The organism is Neisseria sp. P0022.S009, from assembly GCF_051956675.1.
Lineage (GTDB): Bacteria > Pseudomonadota > Gammaproteobacteria > Burkholderiales > Neisseriaceae > Neisseria.
The window spans coordinates 23,724-40,093 of the sequence record NZ_JBQCXE010000001.1 but is presented as its reverse complement, the minus strand read 5'-3'; the positions used below and the strand labels follow the sequence as shown (position 1 = coordinate 40,093).

General features: G+C 49.7%; 18 protein-coding genes and 1 other RNA gene. 9 read left to right on the top strand and 10 right to left on the bottom strand.

Annotation, left to right across the window (positions count from 1 at the left end):
• Window positions 1-89 precede the first annotated feature (89 nt).
• Complete coding sequence (locus ACTHUG_RS00225) at window positions 90-935, top strand: mechanosensitive ion channel family protein (protein ID WP_440386748.1); 846 nt, start codon at window positions 90-92, stop codon at window positions 933-935.
• A gap of 157 nt (window positions 936-1,092) precedes the next feature.
• Here the strand turns inward: ACTHUG_RS00225 and ACTHUG_RS00220 are convergent, their stop codons facing one another.
• A complete protein-coding gene (locus ACTHUG_RS00220; RefSeq protein ID WP_440386747.1) occupies window positions 1,093-2,043 on the bottom strand; it encodes a D-2-hydroxyacid dehydrogenase in 951 nt (316 codons plus the stop codon).
• 128 nt (window positions 2,044-2,171) lie between these two features.
• Between ACTHUG_RS00220 and ACTHUG_RS00215 the strand changes: the two genes are divergently transcribed.
• Both ACTHUG_RS00215 and dinG read left to right on the top strand, forming a co-directional pair.
• Window positions 2,172-2,390, top strand: a complete 219-nt coding sequence (locus tag ACTHUG_RS00215) for a DUF2061 domain-containing protein (RefSeq protein WP_070826381.1) — start codon at window positions 2,172-2,174, stop codon at window positions 2,388-2,390.
• A gap of 164 nt (window positions 2,391-2,554) precedes the next feature.
• The gene (gene dinG, locus ACTHUG_RS00210) at window positions 2,555-4,705 is read left to right on the top strand and encodes an ATP-dependent DNA helicase DinG (RefSeq protein WP_315117066.1); all 2,151 of its coding nucleotides are present in this window, start codon (window positions 2,555-2,557) and stop codon (window positions 4,703-4,705) included.
• A 67-nt stretch (window positions 4,706-4,772) separates the two neighbouring features.
• On the opposite strand, the gene ACTHUG_RS00205 is transcribed toward dinG, so the two are convergent.
• The gene (locus ACTHUG_RS00205; RefSeq protein WP_003747729.1) at window positions 4,773-5,228 is read right to left on the bottom strand and encodes a GNAT family N-acetyltransferase; all 456 of its coding nucleotides are present in this window, start codon (window positions 5,226-5,228) and stop codon (window positions 4,773-4,775) included.
• A gap of 167 nt (window positions 5,229-5,395) precedes the next feature.
• On the opposite strand from ACTHUG_RS00205, the gene ACTHUG_RS00200 reads away from it, so the two are divergent.
• Window positions 5,396-5,662, top strand: a complete 267-nt coding sequence (locus ACTHUG_RS00200) for a DUF3079 domain-containing protein (protein ID WP_003686685.1) — start codon at window positions 5,396-5,398, stop codon at window positions 5,660-5,662.
• A gap of 81 nt (window positions 5,663-5,743) precedes the next feature.
• Here the strand turns inward: ACTHUG_RS00200 and ACTHUG_RS00195 are convergent, their stop codons facing one another.
• A complete protein-coding gene (locus tag ACTHUG_RS00195; protein WP_440386745.1) occupies window positions 5,744-6,226 on the bottom strand; it encodes a dihydrofolate reductase in 483 nt (160 codons plus the stop codon).
• A gap of 196 nt (window positions 6,227-6,422) precedes the next feature.
• On the opposite strand from ACTHUG_RS00195, the gene ACTHUG_RS00190 reads away from it, so the two are divergent.
• The gene (locus tag ACTHUG_RS00190; protein WP_440386754.1) at window positions 6,423-7,220 is read left to right on the top strand and encodes a factor H-binding protein; all 798 of its coding nucleotides are present in this window, start codon (window positions 6,423-6,425) and stop codon (window positions 7,218-7,220) included.
• An 88-nt stretch (window positions 7,221-7,308) separates the two neighbouring features.
• On the opposite strand, the gene asd is transcribed toward ACTHUG_RS00190, so the two are convergent.
• Complete coding sequence (gene asd / locus ACTHUG_RS00185; RefSeq protein WP_440386743.1) at window positions 7,309-8,424, bottom strand: aspartate-semialdehyde dehydrogenase; 1,116 nt, start codon at window positions 8,422-8,424, stop codon at window positions 7,309-7,311.
• A gap of 240 nt (window positions 8,425-8,664) precedes the next feature.
• On the opposite strand from asd, the gene ACTHUG_RS00180 reads away from it, so the two are divergent.
• From ACTHUG_RS00180 to mltA, 4 genes are all read left to right on the top strand, one after another.
• On the top strand, window positions 8,665-9,237 hold the full coding sequence (locus tag ACTHUG_RS00180; protein WP_049344925.1) for an RDD family protein: 573 nt from the start codon (window positions 8,665-8,667) through the stop codon (window positions 9,235-9,237).
• Between the two features lie 237 nt (window positions 9,238-9,474).
• Window positions 9,475-9,561 (top strand): tetracycline resistance determinant leader peptide, encoded by an 87-nt coding sequence (locus ACTHUG_RS00175; protein WP_011058339.1) that lies wholly within the window; start codon window positions 9,475-9,477, stop codon window positions 9,559-9,561.
• A gap of 15 nt (window positions 9,562-9,576) precedes the next feature.
• Window positions 9,577-11,496 (top strand): tetracycline resistance ribosomal protection protein Tet(M), encoded by a 1,920-nt coding sequence (gene tet(M), locus ACTHUG_RS00170; RefSeq protein ID WP_063856397.1) that lies wholly within the window; start codon window positions 9,577-9,579, stop codon window positions 11,494-11,496.
• A gap of 91 nt (window positions 11,497-11,587) precedes the next feature.
• Window positions 11,588-12,910 carry a murein transglycosylase A gene (mltA, locus tag ACTHUG_RS00165; RefSeq protein ID WP_049344924.1) on the top strand — a complete coding sequence of 441 codons (1,323 nt, stop codon included), beginning with the start codon at window positions 11,588-11,590 and terminating at the stop codon, window positions 12,908-12,910.
• Window positions 12,911-13,016: 106 nt separating this feature from the next.
• Here the strand turns inward: mltA and rnpB are convergent.
• The 6 genes from rnpB to trmL form a co-directional block, all read right to left on the bottom strand.
• Window positions 13,017-13,378, bottom strand: an RNA gene (gene rnpB / locus ACTHUG_RS00160) — RNase P RNA component class A.
• Window positions 13,379-13,431: 53 nt separating this feature from the next.
• Window positions 13,432-14,142, bottom strand: a complete 711-nt coding sequence (locus ACTHUG_RS00155) for a hypothetical protein (RefSeq protein ID WP_440386742.1) — start codon at window positions 14,140-14,142, stop codon at window positions 13,432-13,434.
• 54 nt (window positions 14,143-14,196) lie between these two features.
• Window positions 14,197-14,430, bottom strand: a complete 234-nt coding sequence (locus ACTHUG_RS00150; RefSeq protein ID WP_440386741.1) for a methionine-binding protein — start codon at window positions 14,428-14,430, stop codon at window positions 14,197-14,199.
• 13 nt (window positions 14,431-14,443) lie between these two features.
• Complete coding sequence (ruvA, locus tag ACTHUG_RS00145) at window positions 14,444-15,028, bottom strand: Holliday junction branch migration protein RuvA (RefSeq protein ID WP_049322986.1); 585 nt, start codon at window positions 15,026-15,028, stop codon at window positions 14,444-14,446.
• A 98-nt stretch (window positions 15,029-15,126) separates the two neighbouring features.
• Window positions 15,127-15,846 carry a septal ring lytic transglycosylase RlpA family protein gene (locus tag ACTHUG_RS00140; RefSeq protein ID WP_440386740.1) on the bottom strand — a complete coding sequence of 240 codons (720 nt, stop codon included), beginning with the start codon at window positions 15,844-15,846 and terminating at the stop codon, window positions 15,127-15,129.
• A gap of 48 nt (window positions 15,847-15,894) precedes the next feature.
• Window positions 15,895-16,359, bottom strand: coding sequence for a tRNA (uridine(34)/cytosine(34)/5-carboxymethylaminomethyluridine(34)-2'-O)-methyltransferase TrmL (trmL, locus tag ACTHUG_RS00135; protein ID WP_036492475.1), 465 nt, complete (start codon window positions 16,357-16,359; stop codon window positions 15,895-15,897).
• Window positions 16,360-16,370 lie beyond the last annotated feature (11 nt).

The following is a 16,370-nucleotide window of genomic DNA, read 5'->3' as shown; positions in this document are numbered from 1 at the left end:
AAAAGCCGTCTGAAAAACCAAATCATTAGTTTTTCAGACGGCCTTGTTTTACAATGACCTTTTAAACAACTTCACACGCATACACAATCATGAATTTCGATATCCAATCCCTCTCCTCCTTCTCCGGCTGGGAACGCCTCGCCCAAGTTGGTATGTCTTTCGGCACGAACCTGCTGGCCGCCTTAGCCATCTACTTTATCGGCCGCTGGGTCGCCACACGCGTGGTGACACTGATGAAAGCCGCGCTGACTCGCGCCAAAATCGATAAAACGCTGGTCAGCTTCCTCGGCAACGTCGCCAATATCGGTTTGCTGATCCTCATCATCATCGCCGCACTGGGCAAACTCGGCATTCCGACCACTTCCGTGACCGCCTTGATCGGTGGCGCAGGCTTGGCCGTGGCTTTATCTTTGAAAGACCAACTATCCAACTTCGCCGCCGGCGCGCTGATTATCCTGTTCCGCCCGTTTAAAGTCGGCGACTTTATCCGCGTCAACGGTTTTGAAGGCATCGTCCGCGAAATCAAAATGGTGCAGACCTCTTTGAGCACGCCGGACAACGAAGAAGTCGTCCTGCCCAACAGCATGGTCATGAGCAACAGCATCGTCAACCGCTCCTCCCTATCCCTCTGTCGCGCCCAAGTCGTGGTCGGCGTCGATTACGCCTGTGATTTAAAAGTTGCCAAAGACGCCGTATTGAGAGCGGCAACCGAGCATCCATTGTGTGTTCAAACCAAAGAACGACCTGCCGTCGTATACATTACCAACCTTGGCGACAGCGCCATCGAAATCACCCTTTGGGCGTGGACGCAAGAAGAAAATCTCGGCCCGTTCCGATTCGCCCTGAACGAGCAAGTGGTTGAAAACCTGCGTGCCGCCAACATCAACATCCCGTTCCCGCAATGCGATGTCCACCTCATCCAGCCGAAAGCCTGATTTCAGCTTTTATAGGGTTATCCACAATGAAGAATGAAACGATTTAACCTGATTGATAGATAACCTTATGAAATAAATAAAGATTAATAAAGGCCGTCTGAATATTTTAGACGGCCTTTAAAATTGTTCACAACTTTATCAACAGGTTTTCCATAGCTTAAACCAGATTTTGCGGATTGCCGGCCACGAAGCGGTTGATGTTGTCCAAAAGGATGTCAAACAGACGGTTGGCGGCCTCTTGGCTTGCCCATGCAATATGTGGTGTGACGATGAGGTTGGGCAGTCGGGCTTTCAGCAGAGGGTTGCCGTCGCGTGGCGGCTCTTGTGTCAACACGTCAAAACCTGCACCGCCGATTTGGCCGTATTTCAACGCCGCAACCAAAGCGGCTTCATCAACCAAGCCGCCGCGTCCGCAGTTGATGAGGATGGCGCCGGGTTTCATTTGCTGCAATTCAGCTTCGCCTATCATGTTTGCCGTTTGCGGCGTGAGCGGGCAATTAAGCGACACGACATCGGCGGAGCGGATGGCTTCGTCAAAGGAAACATAGCCGTCGCGGACGCTTTGGGCATTTTTATGTTCGGCGAACACGACGTTCATTTTGAAAGCCTGTGCATAAGCTGCCAGCGTTTTACCGATATTGCCGCGACCGAAAATCGCCAGCGTTTTACCGTTTAAATCACGCATCGGTGCGCCGAGGTGGCAGAAAAACGGCGAGTTTTCCCACAAGCCTGCCGCAACGTCGCGCTGATAGGCAGGCAGGTTGCGCATCAGGGTAATCATCATCATAAACGCGTGTTCCGCCACGGATTCATTGCCGTAAGCGCGGATATTGCACACTGCCGTGCCGTTTTGTTTGGCGGCCTCAACGTCCACATTGTTGACGCCGGTCGCGGTAACGGCAACCAGCTTGAGTTGTGGATTTTCGGCAAAGGCTTGGGCGGAAATCACGACTTTATTGGTAATCACAATGTCCGCACCGCGGATACGCGCCAGCGTTTCGTGCGCTTCGGTTGTGCCGTAGCTGCTTAATGTATGTGGAAAATCAAAGTCAAACGGGCGGTTGACGAGGGTATCGCGGTCGAGGACGACAATTTGGAGCGGATTCATAAAATTCCTATTAAAAATAAAATATCGATTTATAAAATCTAAATAAGGATAAAGGATTTAAAATATACGCGTTAGTTGATAATAATTATTATGTAGCGATTAAAACATCAATGTATCAGGAAAACAAAATGATTAAAACCATTACATTTGCTATTTTGCATTTCAGCGTCGCATTTAGTGTCGCCTATATTCTGACCGGCAGTATCGGTGTTTCCAGCGCGGTGGCTTTGGTCGAACCCATCGTCAATACCGTCGTCTTTTATTTTCATGAAAAAGCGTGGAACCGCTACGAGAAAAACAAATCCGAAAAGCAAAAATTGTGGGTGCCTCTGCATCAGTGCGGCTAAAGTTTCAGACGGCCTTTTGCTTGATTAAAACCGGTTATGGTTTTTCGGTTTGGCCATCGCCATCAAAATGCCAAACCCTAAAATAGAGTAAGACTTTACGAAGGCTTCATGAAGGTAAAAATGCTAAAATACGCTATTCTTGCAAACCCATTCAGACGGCCTCAATGCTCACCGATTTAGAAAAAAACGCCATCCGCGACCATTACCAAAACATCGGCAAAAACCTGCCCGGTTTCCGTCCGCGCGCTTCGCAACGGGAAATGATTGCGGCGATTGCCAACGCTTTTTCGCGGACGTTGACGCGTGAAGAAGGCGAAGAAGCGCCCAAACGCGAGGGTGAAAGCATTGCCGTGATCGAAGGGCCGACCGGCGTGGGTAAATCGTTGGCCTATCTTTTGGCAGGCGGCATCATGGCGCAGACGCGCGGCAAACGGCTGATCGTCAGCAGCGCGACGGTAGCTTTGCAGGAGCAGTTGGTTGACCGCGATTTGCCGTTTCTGGTCGAAAAAAGCGGTTTGGAGCTGACCTTTGCGCTTGCCAAAGGGCGAGGCCGTTATCTTTGCCCCTATAAACTTTATCAACTGACGCAAAACAATGCCCAGCAAAACCTGCTTGGTTTTGAAGCGCCGGAAGTGTTGTGGGACAGCAAACCCAAGCCGGAAGAATTGAACCTGCTGCGCGACATTGCCGATGAATTTTCCGCCCGCCGCTTTAATGGCGACCGCGACACTTGGCCGGAAAAAATCGATGACGCAATTTGGCTCAAAGTGACCAACGACCGCCACGGCTGCCTGAAATCCGCCTGTCCCAACCGTCCGGAATGCCCGTTTTACCTGGCGCGCGATGTCTTGGAAACCGTCGATGTCGTCGTTGCCAACCACGATCTTTTGCTTGCCGACATCAGCATGGGCGGCGGCGTGATTCTGCCTGCGCCCGAAAACAGTTTCTATTGCATAGACGAAGCGCACCACCTGCCCAAAAAAGCCCTCAGCCGTTTTGCCGCCGAACATTCATGGAATATTGCCGTTTGGACGCTGGAAAAACTGCCGCAGCTGACCGGCAAAATTGCCGCGCTTACCGATAAAGCCGAACTTGCCAACCTTGCCGACGAAGCTGCCACATCCTTGCTCGACAGTCTGCACGAATGGCAGTTTCACTTGGCGGAAGAGCCGTCTTTAAGTCTGGGGTCGTCTGAAAACGACAGGCGGAAACACAACGAACCGACTTGGCTGTGGGAAGACGGCAAAATCCCCGAAGGCCTGGAAACCACGGTTTCCAATACGGCCATTGCTGCGCGCAGCCTGCTCAAACACGTTATCGGCCTGAACGATGCGCTTTCCGCCGCACGCCGCGAAAAAGAACAGGACGGCGCGCTCATCGACCGCCTGACCAGCGAGTTCGGCCTTTTTATCGCCCGTATCGAACAAATCAGCGCGGTTTGGGATTTACTCTCCACCGTTCCCATTGAGGGCGAAGAGCCGTTGGCAAAATGGATAACCCGCCGTGCCGACGACAAAAACGACTATATTTTCAACGCCAGCCCCATCAGCAGCGCATCCCACCTTGCCAACAATCTGTGGCGGCGCGCGGCAGGCGCGGTGTTGACTTCGGCCACCCTGCAATCACTCGGCAGCTTCAACCTGATTTTGCGTCAAACCGGCCTATTATGGCTGCCCGAAACCACCACGCTTGCTTTGGAAAGCCCGTTTAATTTCGATGCGCAAGGCGAGCTGTATATTCCGCCCGTGCACGCCAGCCCGAAAGACCCTGATGCGCACACGGCCGCCATTGTCGAATGGTTGCCGAAGCTGGTTTCACCGGTTGAAGCCATCGGCACGCTGGTGTTGTTTTCCTCGCGCAAACAAATGCAGGACGTCGCCTTGCGCCTGCCTGACGAATACTTGCCGCTTCTGCTTGTGCAGGGCGAGTTGCCCAAGGCCGTTCTTTTACAAAGGCACCATCAAGCCATTGCCGAAGGCAAAGCCAGCATTATTTTCGGCCTCGACAGTTTTGCCGAAGGGCTCGATCTGCCCGGTACGGCCTGCGTACAGGTCATTATCGCCAAGCTGCCGTTTGCCATGCCGGACAACCCCATCGAGAAAACCCAAAACCGTTGGATTGAACAACGCGGCGGCAATCCCTTTATCGAAATCACGGTGCCCGAAGCCAGCATCAAACTGATCCAAGCCGTCGGCCGCCTTATCCGTACCGAACAGGATTACGGCCGAGTGACCATCCTCGACAACCGCGTCAAAACGCAACGCTACGGCCAGCAATTATTGGCCTGTTTGCCGCCGTTTAAACGGATAGGGTAGTTGTGGATAATTTAAAATAAAAGGCCGTCTGAAACCAAATGTTCAGACGGCCTTTTATTTTTTCAAGCTATAAATCCAATTTCATGACGGATACGGTTTCCCCGTTGTGCCAAGTCTGGGTGATTTCTTTCCAGCCGAACTTTTCATACACAGCCTGCACATCCGGCGTATAGAGAAACAGATGCGGCAAACCCAGTTTGCGTGCTTTATCCAGACAAAACGAAACCAGCTGCCTGCCTACGCCCAAACCGCGAAATTGCGGCAAAACGAACACATCGCCCAGCCAATATTCGTATTCGGGAAAACACGCCATATCAAACCGCTTCAATGCCGCCGAGCCCATCAGCCGCCCTTCCTTATCCACAGCCGCAAACGCTAGCGGCAAGTCATCCCCATCGAGGCACTGCGCGTAATACGCACGGATTTTGTCCAGGGACGACCACGGCGCAAAATCGTGCCATTCCTCAAACAGCGCGAGGGATAAAGGCTCGACAAATTCAGGCTTCAGACGGCATATGTTCATATTGGGTCCTCTTGTTGTACTGAATAGGGATAGTTTTCACAGTATAGGCCGTCTGAAAGGTTAACACATCTTAAAAAATCAGCGTAAAACACGATAAACCCGCCGCCAGTCCCATTCAAATCACTTATAATTCTGCCCATACCGCACACAAACAAAAGAAGAACATCATGGCCAAGAAATTTCCCATTTTCCCGAAAAATCCCGAGCGTATCTGCTGGGGTTGCGACAAATACTGCAAAGAAGACGATTTGCAATGCGGCAATGGTTGCGAACGCATCCAACACCCCATCGAGTTGGACGGCCGCGACTGGTATAAAAAAGGCGACTGGAGCAATTTGTTGAGCGAAGAGCAGCAAATCGAACTTGGACTGAAAGAAGCGCCCAAGCCGGCCAAACCGCATATCAAACTGCCTTTGAAAAACAAAACAGCTTAAACGGTATGCCGTAAACAAACGAAATAAAAAGGCCGTCTGAAACCTGAAAACAGGGTTTCAGACGGCCTTTGCATTGTCGGATTATGCCTTCACATAATGCACAAACGCGTATTCGATGCCTTTGGCGGAAACATGGTTTTCCCGAGAGGCTTCTTGCCATGTTTCTGTGGAAAACTCAGGAAAAAACGCATCGCCGTCCACATCCAAACCGACTTCGGTCAAACGCAAATCGGTGGCAATCGGCAGGGCTTGTGCATAAATTTGCGCGCCGCCCATGATGATGACTTCTTCAACCCCCTGACACAAAGCCAGCGCATCTTCCAAAGAAGCCGCCGTTTGCGCGCCTTCGGCCTGATAATCTTGGCGGGTGATGACGATATTTGGACGACCGGGCAGCGGCTTGCGCGGCAGCGATTCCCATGTTTTGCGGCCCATAATGACGGGTTTGCCGGTGGTGTAGGATTTGAAAAAGGCAAAATCTTCGGGCAAATGCCAAGGCATGGTGTTGTTGATGCCGATACAGCGGCGGGCAGCGTAGGCGGCGATGAGGGTGATTTTCGGCATGATGAAATCCGTTTGCAAAATAAAATGATTATAGCGGAAGGGACTTTGAATAGACTGAATACCCGATATTTTAAAAATGTTTCAATATTTATAAAATCAATATTCAAAATGCTTAATTTTGACAAAAATCATTTATTGTTCATTTTTTTAGGTATATGATAAATATCATACCAAATAAAAAGGAAAGGAAAAAATGATGAGAACCCTCCGTATTTCTGCTTTGACTGCTTCCCTGTCTTTGATGCTGGCTGCCTGCGGCGGCGCAACAAGCGGCTTGTCGAATGCCGTTACCGAGCCGCTCAATCCGCATCCGAAAGGCGTGTTGTCCGTTGAATTGAACGAATCCGTCCCTGAAAACGGTACGTTGGAGCTGACAGCCAACGGTAAAACGCAAACCCTGCAAAAAGGCGGCAAACTCGATACCGGCTTTTTGAAAACCGATAAAGTATCCTCTTACGACTATGCCCAAAAAATCAAGGTAAACGGCCAAGTCATCACTTTGGAAACGGGCGACTTCCAAGTGTATAAACAAAATTATTCTGCTGTTGCCGCGCGTTACGCCAAACAAAAAGCCGATGATGCAGGCAAGCTGCAAAACCTCGATACATACACATTCACCGTCGGCGAAGTCCAAGGCGATGAAACAGCGTATCGCAATTTACCCAAACAAGGCAGCTATCAGTATTCGGGGATCGCGTTTAACGGCGACGACCGCAGCGGCCGTCTGAAATACACTGTCGATTTCGATAAAAAACAAGGTTACGGCAAAATCAGCAGCATGGCTTCCCACAATAATGTCGACCTGCTTGCCGCAGGCATTGCCAATAACAACGGAAAAGCCGCCATCAGCGGTAAAACCAGTTTGAACGGTATCGAAAACGGCCGTTACGATTTGAAACTCTTCGGCCCGCAGGCTGAAGAAATTGCCGGTAAGGCGCAAATCAAAGTTGGCGATTCCACCAAAGAAATCGGTTTGGCCGGTAAAAAAGAATAGGAAACAAGGCCGTCTGAAAGGTTCAGACGGCCTTTTTGTGACAAAAAAGCAACGGCTCAAACCGTTGCTTTTTTCATGCCAACCTAAATTACAGGCTGCCCAAGATAATGCGCAATACGCGGCGCAACGGCTCGGCAGCGCCCCACAAGAGTTGGTCGCCGACAGTGAACGCGCTGATGTATTCGCCGCCCATTTCCAGTTTGCGGATACGGCCGACGGGAACAGACAGCGTGCCGGTTACTTTGGCGGGCGTCAGCTCGTGGATGCTGGCTTCTTTTTCGTTGGGGATGACTTTCACCCAGTCGTTCGCGCCTGCCAAAATCGCTTCGATTTCAGAAACAGGCAGGTCTTTTTTCAGCTTCAGGGTAATGGCTTGGCTGTGGCAGCGCATAGAACCGATGCGCACGCACAAGCCGTCGATTACGGTCGGATTGTCGCTGCGGCCGAGGATTTTGTTGGTTTCCACGCCGCCCTTCCATTCTTCTTTGGACTGGCCATTACCCAAATCCACGTCAATCCAAGGAATCAGGCTGCCGGCGAGCGGTACGCCGAAGTTGGCTTTCGGATAGTCTTCGCTGCGCAGGAAATCGGACACTTTGCGGTCGATGTCGAGGATCGCGCTGGAAGGGTCGGCAAGCTCGTCTGCCACTTGGGAGTGAATCGCGCCCATGCCGCTGATGAGTTCGCGCATGTTTTTCGCACCCGCGCCGGAAGCGGCTTGGTAGGTCATGCTGGTTGCCCATTCGACCAAATCGTTTTGGAACAGGCCGCCCAAAGCCATCAGCATCAGGGAAACGGTGCAGTTGCCGCCGATGTAGTTTTTCACGCCGTTTTTGAGGCCGTTGTCGATGACGTTGCGGTTGACCGGGTCGAGGACGATAATCGCGTCGTCTTTCATGCGCAGGGAAGAAGCCGCGTCAACCCAGTATCCGTTCCAGCCGCTGTCGCGCAGGGGTTGGAACACGGATTTGGTGTAATCGCCGCCCTGACAGGTAACGATGATGTCCATTTTTGCCAATTTGGCAACATCGTTGGCATCCAACAATGTTTTGGCCGCCTGACCGAAATCAGGGGCAGCACCGCCGACGTTGGAAGTGGTAAAGAAAAACGCTTCGGGAATATGGGCGAAGTCGTTTTCTTCTTTCATACGCTGCATCAAAACAGAGCCGACCATACCGCGCCAGCCGACAAAACCTACTTTCATGTGTTACTCCTTACAAAGAAAATCCGGATAAGTTTATAGTGCATTAACAAAAATCGGAACGGCATCGCCTGCCGCTTTGTTCAGATTTTTGTTAACCCACTATAAAAAAGGGGAAAACAAACGTTTTAACGCCGTCTGCGGAAAATGTAAAGGTTTTTATCGAAAATTTTTAGAATGATAGGAAAATAGGTTAAGATGGCAATGAAATTGCATTTCATTAATGGTACAGAGGAAGATTAAATGAGCAAAATCAATTTGTCGGATTTGCCCCAAACAGAAATAGTAGATGTCCATATTGCTTCGCCGGGGGCGAGGGTTGCGGCATATTTGTTGAATAATCTGTTTACTTTTTTGATATGGTTGCCATTTATTGTGATGGTAGTTTTTACTTTAGATGAAAGCAAAAAATTAGTTTCGGAATCTTCTCTTTTTAATACCCCTGAATATTTTGCCATAACATTTTTTATTTCTTTGGCTGTCTATTTGGTTTTCGGTATCTTCCAACTGTATTACATGAGCCGGGACGGTCAGTCTTTAGGTAAAAAAATTATGGGCATCCGGGTGTTAAAAAATGACGGAAGCAATCCGGGCTTTGAAGGAACGGTTTTAATCCGCGAAGTTGTCTGGGCGCTTGCTGTTGGTGTTGTGGTAACTATTGTATCGTTGGCAATAAGTGACACGGGTGGAAACCTGATTTCTCTGCTTATAGCCTTCATCAACTTCATCATGCTCTTTTCCGTCAAACGCGACCGCCGCACGCTCTACGATATGCTGGCCGATACGGTTGTCGTCAAATTGCCGCCGCGCCGATAAATCGCTTTTTTTGATAAAAAATTGGAGATTCCTTTACAAATATGCTCTTACGTGCTATTATTTAAGTGACTATTTAAAAGGAGTTAATAAATATGCGGCAAGGTATTCTTAAATAAACTGTCAATTTGATAGCGGGAACAAATAATTAGATGTCCTTTTTTAGGAGGGCTTAGTTTTTTGTACCCAGTTTAAGAATACCTTTATCATGTGATTCTAAAGTATCCAGAGAATATCTGTATGCTTTGTATACCTATGGTTATGCATAAAAATCCCAGTGATAAAAGTATTTATCACTGGGATTTTTATGCCCTTTTGGGTTTTTGAATGGAGGAAAATCACATGAAAATTATTAATATTGGAGTTTTAGCTCATGTTGATGCAGGAAAAACTACCTTAACAGAAAGCTTATTATATAACAGTGGAGCGATTACAGAATTAGGAAGCGTGGACAAAGGTACAACGAGGACGGATAATACGCTTTTAGAACGTCAGAGAGGAATTACAATTCAGACAGGAATAACCTCTTTTCAGTGGGAAAATACGAAGGTGAACATCATAGACACGCCAGGACATATGGATTTCTTAGCAGAAGTATATCGTTCATTATCAGTTTTAGATGGGGCAATTCTACTGATTTCTGCAAAAGATGGCGTACAAGCACAAACTCGTATATTATTTCATGCACTTAGGAAAATGGGGATTCCCACAATCTTTTTTATCAATAAGATTGACCAAAATGGAATTGATTTATCAACGGTTTATCAGGATATTAAAGAGAAACTTTCTGCCGAAATTGTAATCAAACAGAAGGTAGAACTGCATCCTAATATGCGTGTAATGAACTTTACCGAATCTGAACAATGGGATATGGTAATAGAAGGAAATGATTACCTTTTGGAGAAATATACGTCTGGGAAATTATTGGAAGCATTAGAACTCGAACAAGAGGAAAGCATAAGATTTCATAATTGTTCCCTGTTCCCTGTTTATCACGGAAGTGCAAAAAACAATATAGGGATTGATAACCTTATAGAAGTGATTACGAATAAATTTTATTCATCAACACATCGAGGTCAGTCTGAACTTTGCGGAAAAGTTTTCAAAATTGAGTATTCGGAAAAAAGACAGCGTCTTGCATATATACGTCTTTATAGTGGCGTACTGCATTTGCGAGATTCGGTTAGAATATCGGAAAAGGAAAAAATAAAAATTACAGAAATGTATACTTCAATAAATGGTGAATTATGTAAAATCGATAAGGCTTATTCCGGGGAAATTGTTATTTTGCAGAATGAGTTTTTGAAGTTAAATAGTGTTCTTGGAGATACAAAGCTATTGCCACAGAGAGAGAGAATTGAAAATCCCCTCCCTCTGCTGCAAACGACTGTTGAACCGAGCAAACCTCAACAAAGGGAAATGTTACTTGATGCACTTTTAGAAATCTCCGACAGTGACCCGCTTCTGCGATATTATGTGGATTCTGCGACACATGAAATCATACTTTCTTTCTTAGGGAAAGTACAAATGGAAGTGATTAGTGCACTGTTGCAAGAAAAGTATCATGTGGAGATAGAACTAAAAGAGCCTACAGTCATTTATATGGAGAGACCGTTAAAAAATGCAGAATATACCATTCACATCGAAGTGCCGCCAAATCCTTTCTGGGCTTCCATTGGTTTATCTGTATCACCGCTTCCGTTGGGAAGTGGAATGCAGTATGAGAGCTCGGTTTCTCTTGGATACTTAAATCAATCATTTCAAAATGCAGTTATGGAAGGGATACGCTATGGTTGCGAACAAGGATTATATGGTTGGAATGTGACGGATTGTAAAATCTGTTTTAAGTATGGCTTATACTATAGCCCTGTTAGTACCCCAGCAGATTTTCGGATGCTTGCTCCTATTGTATTGGAACAAGTCTTAAAAAAAGCTGGAACAGAATTGTTAGAGCCATATCTTAGTTTTAAAATTTATGCGCCACAGGAATATCTTTCACGAGCATACAACGATGCTCCTAAATATTGTGCGAACATCGTAGACACTCAATTGAAAAATAATGAGGTCATTCTTAGTGGAGAAATCCCTGCTCGGTGTATTCAAGAATATCGTAGTGATTTAACTTTCTTTACAAATGGACGTAGTGTTTGTTTAACAGAGTTAAAAGGGTACCATGTTACTACCGGTGAACCTGTTTGCCAGCCCCGTCGTCCAAATAGTCGGATAGATAAAGTACGATATATGTTCAATAAAATAACTTAGTGTATTTTATGTTTATGTAAAATCAGCACTTTCCAACATAGGCCGTCTGAAAAATCGCTTTCAGACGGCCTTTCGACACGCTATTGATTTCATGAAAAAACATTTGTACCGCATTACGCTCGTCAGCATTGCCGCGGCCATTCTTGCCGCCTGTCCGAGCAAAAGCATTAAAAACCTCCCCGAAACCGACACCAGCGTTATCAAAGGCCCTGACCGCCCCACCGGTACGCCCGATCCCGTCGGTACGACAGTGAGCGGGGGAGGAGCAAACTACACCGTAGTTTCCTACAACGAATTGCCGCACTGGGACCTCCAACACTTTACCAAAAGCCTGCAATCTTTCCGTTTAGGCTGTGAAAAACTTAAAAACCGCCAAGGCTGGCAGGACGTTTGTATCCAGGCCATGCAAACACCGGTGCACCATTTCCAAGCCAAGCACTTTTTCGAGCGCTATTTCACCGCATGGCGCGTCGATAACGGCGGCAATCCTGCCGGCACCATTACCGGTTATTACGAACCGGTCCTGCGCGGCGACGACAAATCCACGAGCCAATCCCGTTTCCCTATTTACGGCATTCCGAACGATTTTGTTTCCGTTCCGCTGGCTGCAAACTTGAGGGGCAGCAAAGCCACCGTCCGCATCCGCCAAACCGGCCCAAACAGCGGCGTCATCGACAACAGCGGCGCATACACGGCCGACTTGTCCAGATTCCCGATTACAGCACGCAGCACCGCGCTGAAAGGCCGTTTTGAAGGCAGCCGTTTCGTTCCTTACTACACCCGCAGCCAAATCAACGGCGGCGCGCTTAACGGCAAAGCGCCGATTTTGGGTTACGCAGATGATCCGGTCGAACTTTTCTTTATGCACATTCAAGGTTCAGGCCGTCTGAAAACGCCGTCCGGCAAATACATCCGTGTCGGATTTGCCGATAAAAACGAACATCCGTATGTTTCCATCGGCCGCTATATGGCGGACAAAGGCTATCTGCCGCTGGGTCAGACCAGCATGCAGGGCATCAAGGCCTATATGAAGCAAAACCCCGGCCGCCTTGCCGAAGTTTTGGGACAAAACCCAAGCTACGTCTTCTTCCGCGAGCTGACCGGCAGCGGCGATTCCGGCCCGGTGGGCGCATTGGGTACGCCGTTGATGGGCGAATACGCCGGTGCCATCGACCGCCACTACATCACGCTTGGCGCACCGTTATTCGTCGCCACTGCCCATCCGATCACCAAAAAAGCCCTCAACCGCTTAATTATGGCGCAAGATACCGGCAGCGCGATTAAAGGCGCAGTCCGTGTGGATTATTTCTGGGGCTATGGCGACGAAGCAGGCGAAGTGGCCGGTAAAATGAAAACCACCGGCTATGTATGGCAGCTCCTGCCCAACGGCATGAAACCGGAATACCGTCCATAAACAGCGGTTTAAAAAAGGCCGTCTGAAACCAAGATTCAGGTTTCAGACGGCCTTTTTATTTCTATAAAAATGCGGCAGGTTTTAAAAACCTGCCGCGGTATGGGGACATACAGCTCGGACGGTAAGCCGGGTTCTGTCGCGGACAGTCATTCCTCTAGGCACATCATTGCTGGTGTGCTCAAGCAACCTACCCGAACGCTCGGCGAGCAGCGTCATCGCGTTCTGTTTGGTCTTGCTCCGAATGGGGTTTAGCCTGCTGCGCTTTGTTACCAAATGCACGGTGCGCTCTTACCGCACCTTTTCACCCTTACCTGTTTTGCCCGAAGGCAATCATCGGCGGTATTGCTTTCTGTTCCACTTTCCGTCGCGTTGCCGCGCCCGGCCGTTAGCCGGCATTCTGCTCTGTGGAGCCCGGACTTTCCTCCCCGTATGCCTTACGCGATACGCGGCGACTGTCTGTCCGACCTGTATGAGGTGCGGATTATAACACAGTCGCCATAGGGTTCAGACGGCCTAAATATTTATTTTTTCTTTTTAAATGCTATTTCGGTCAAACCCAATTCCTGTGCTTTTTTGCGGACTGCGGATTCGGGCATTTCGCGTGCCAGGCGGCTGGTGCAGTATTCGGTCATGGTGGTGGCGCAGGCTTTGAAGTTGCCGGTAAAGTCGCTGGCGGCACTCAAAAACGGGATGAGGCGGCCGGCCATGATTTCTTCGGCCGGTGCGTCTGTTTGGGCGGATACGCGTCCGGACTCGACCGCCGAGAAGATTTGTTCGGTAAAGCGTCGGGCGAAGTTTTCTTCTGTTTGGCAGTCTTGGAAGGCGGTGTTTTCGTGTTGGCAGACGAGGGTAACTTCGCCTTGAGCTTCTTGCAGCGGTTCGGCCAAATCGAGTTTGAGGGTTTGCTTGTCGGTTTGCAGCCAGGCAGTGCGGCCTTGGGTTTTGATGATTTTGCCGTAAACGCCGATGGCATCGTTTTGGGGGATGTTTTTCTGTTCGGCAAGTTGCTGGGCCGAGAATAAGGGGGCTTGTTCGGCAAATGCGCCGCCGGTTTCGTGTTTGAAGTAGGCGGCGAGGTCTTGTTTGATGAGGGCTTGGGTCAACAGTTTTTCGCCTTCGGTCAGGCGGTGTGCGAAGCTGTGTGTTTTGGGGGCGGATGCGGCATCCGTGGCGGTCTTGGCATCCGGTGTGCAGGCACTCAGGAGTAAAAGCAGGGGAAGGATGTATTTCATGGCTGGTCTCTCAACAGGCCGTCTGAATATATGGTTTCAAACGGTCAGCGTTGTTTATCGATAACGATAAACCCGGCGGGGATAAACGGGATAGGCCGGGTAATTGTGGACGGGTTCGCTGTCTTGATAGATAACGGTCGTCCCGGGCGGGGCGTTGATGGTCACGGTTTTGTTGACGGTGGTTTGCGCGTGGACGGGCAGGTCTAAGATGGCGGTGCGCCCGTACGGAGTCTCGGTATAGACGCACGCGCTTAGAAGCAAGGCGACACTCAGGACGGTGGTTTTCATGTTTCAGACGGCCTTATTTGAGCAGGTTTTTCAAGGCCAGGCGCACGCCTTCGCCAACTTCCGTGCCTTTGGGAATGCCTTTGGTGGCGGCTTTGGCTTCGCGTTCGTTGTAGCCGAGGGCAAGCAGGGTGTTGATGATGTCTTGGCTTTCGTCGGCAACGGCATCAGGGGCAAACAGGCCGTCTGAAACGGTATGGGACACGAGTTTGCCGCGCAGTTCCAACACCATGCGTTCGGCGGTTTTCTTGCCGATGCCGGGGGCGGAGGAGAGGCGTTTGACGTCTTCTTCGGCGACGGCTTGCGCCAGCTCGTCGGCATTCATGGCCGACAAAATGCCCAATGCGGTTTTGGCACCGATGCCGCTGACTTTGACCAGTTGGCGGAAGGTGGCGCGTTCCTCGGCCGAGGCGAAACCAAACAGCAAATGCGCGTCTTCGCGGACGACAAGCTGGGTGTAGAGATGGACGGTTTCGCCAACGGGAGGCAGGTTGTAGAAAGTCTGCATGGAAACGTCGGCCTCATAACCGACGCCGTTGACGTCGATAACGACCTGCGGCGGATTTTTCTCAATCAATTTGCCTGTGAGCCTGCTGATCATGGTGTTCCCCTGTGATTAAAAAAGGCCGTCTGAAACCTTGCAATCGGGTTTCAGACGGCCTTGTATTGTATCAAACTTCAGCGCTAACGCGGACGAAATCAGATAGCGGACACCAGGTTCAGATGACGGGCGCGTTCGCCTGCTTCGGCGGCACGTTCTTGGCTGCTGAACGGACCCATTTTGACAACGTATTCGTAGTTGCGTTTTTCCAGCATGACTTTGCTGTCTGACGGCAGGCTTTGTGCGGCTTGGTTCAGATAAGCCTGTGCTTCGCGTTGGGTACCGAAGGATTTCAAATCAACAAAAAATTCTTTGTTGTTTGGGGAAACAATGGTTTGAGCGGCGGTTTGGCCGGGGATGATTTGCTCAACTTTAACGTTGGCCGTGCCTTGGTTGATGAAACCCAATTGTTGGGCGGCGGCGCGGGAAACATCGATGACGCGGTTGCCGTGGAAAGGGCCGCGGTCGTTGACACGGACGATGACGCTTTTGCCGTTTTGCATATTGGTCACGCGTGCGTAGCTGGGAATAGGGAGGGTTTTGTGGGCGGCGGAGAGGGCGTTCATATTGTAACGCTCGCCGCTGGAAGTTTTACGGCCGTGGAACTGGTTGCCGTACCATGAGGCTTTGCCGGTTTGGCTGAAAGAGGAAACTTGGGTCAGTGGCGTGTAGCGTTTGCCGGCAACTTTGTAACTGCGGTTGGCAGAAGGATGCAGTTTTTCGACTCGGACCACGCTGTCGGCGACGGCGGCATTGATGGAAAGGACGCCGATGGTGGCGGCGGCTAAGGAAAGGAGGTTTTTTTTGGTAAAAGTCAAAACGGGTTCCGTTCTTGAGTTGATAACGCAGCGGTTTCAGACGGCCTGCTATACGCCGCCGGCAAAACCGTTTTGTCGCCATGCTTCAAACAGAATAACGGCGACGGTATTGGAAAGATTCATGCTCCTGCTGCCGGGCATCATCGGCAGGCGGATTTTTTGTCCGGCAGGCAGGCTGTCGAGAATTTCGGCAGGCAGGCCACGCGTTTCGGGACCAAACAGCAACACGTCGCCTTCGCGGAAGGAAACTTCGTCGGGGCGGGTAGAGCCTTTGGTGGTCAGCGCGAAAATGCGGCGGCCTTCGAGTGCCTTGAGGCAGTCTTCGAAATTCTCATGTACCGTCAGTTTGGCAAACTCGTGATAATCCAAACCCGCGCGTTTCATTTTGGACGAATCCAGAGGGAAACCAAGCGGCTTGACCAAGTGCAAATCGGCACCGGTATTGGCGCACAGGCGGATGATATTGCCCGTATTGGGCGGGATTTCGGGTTGGTACAAAACTATGGTAAACATATAAATCAATC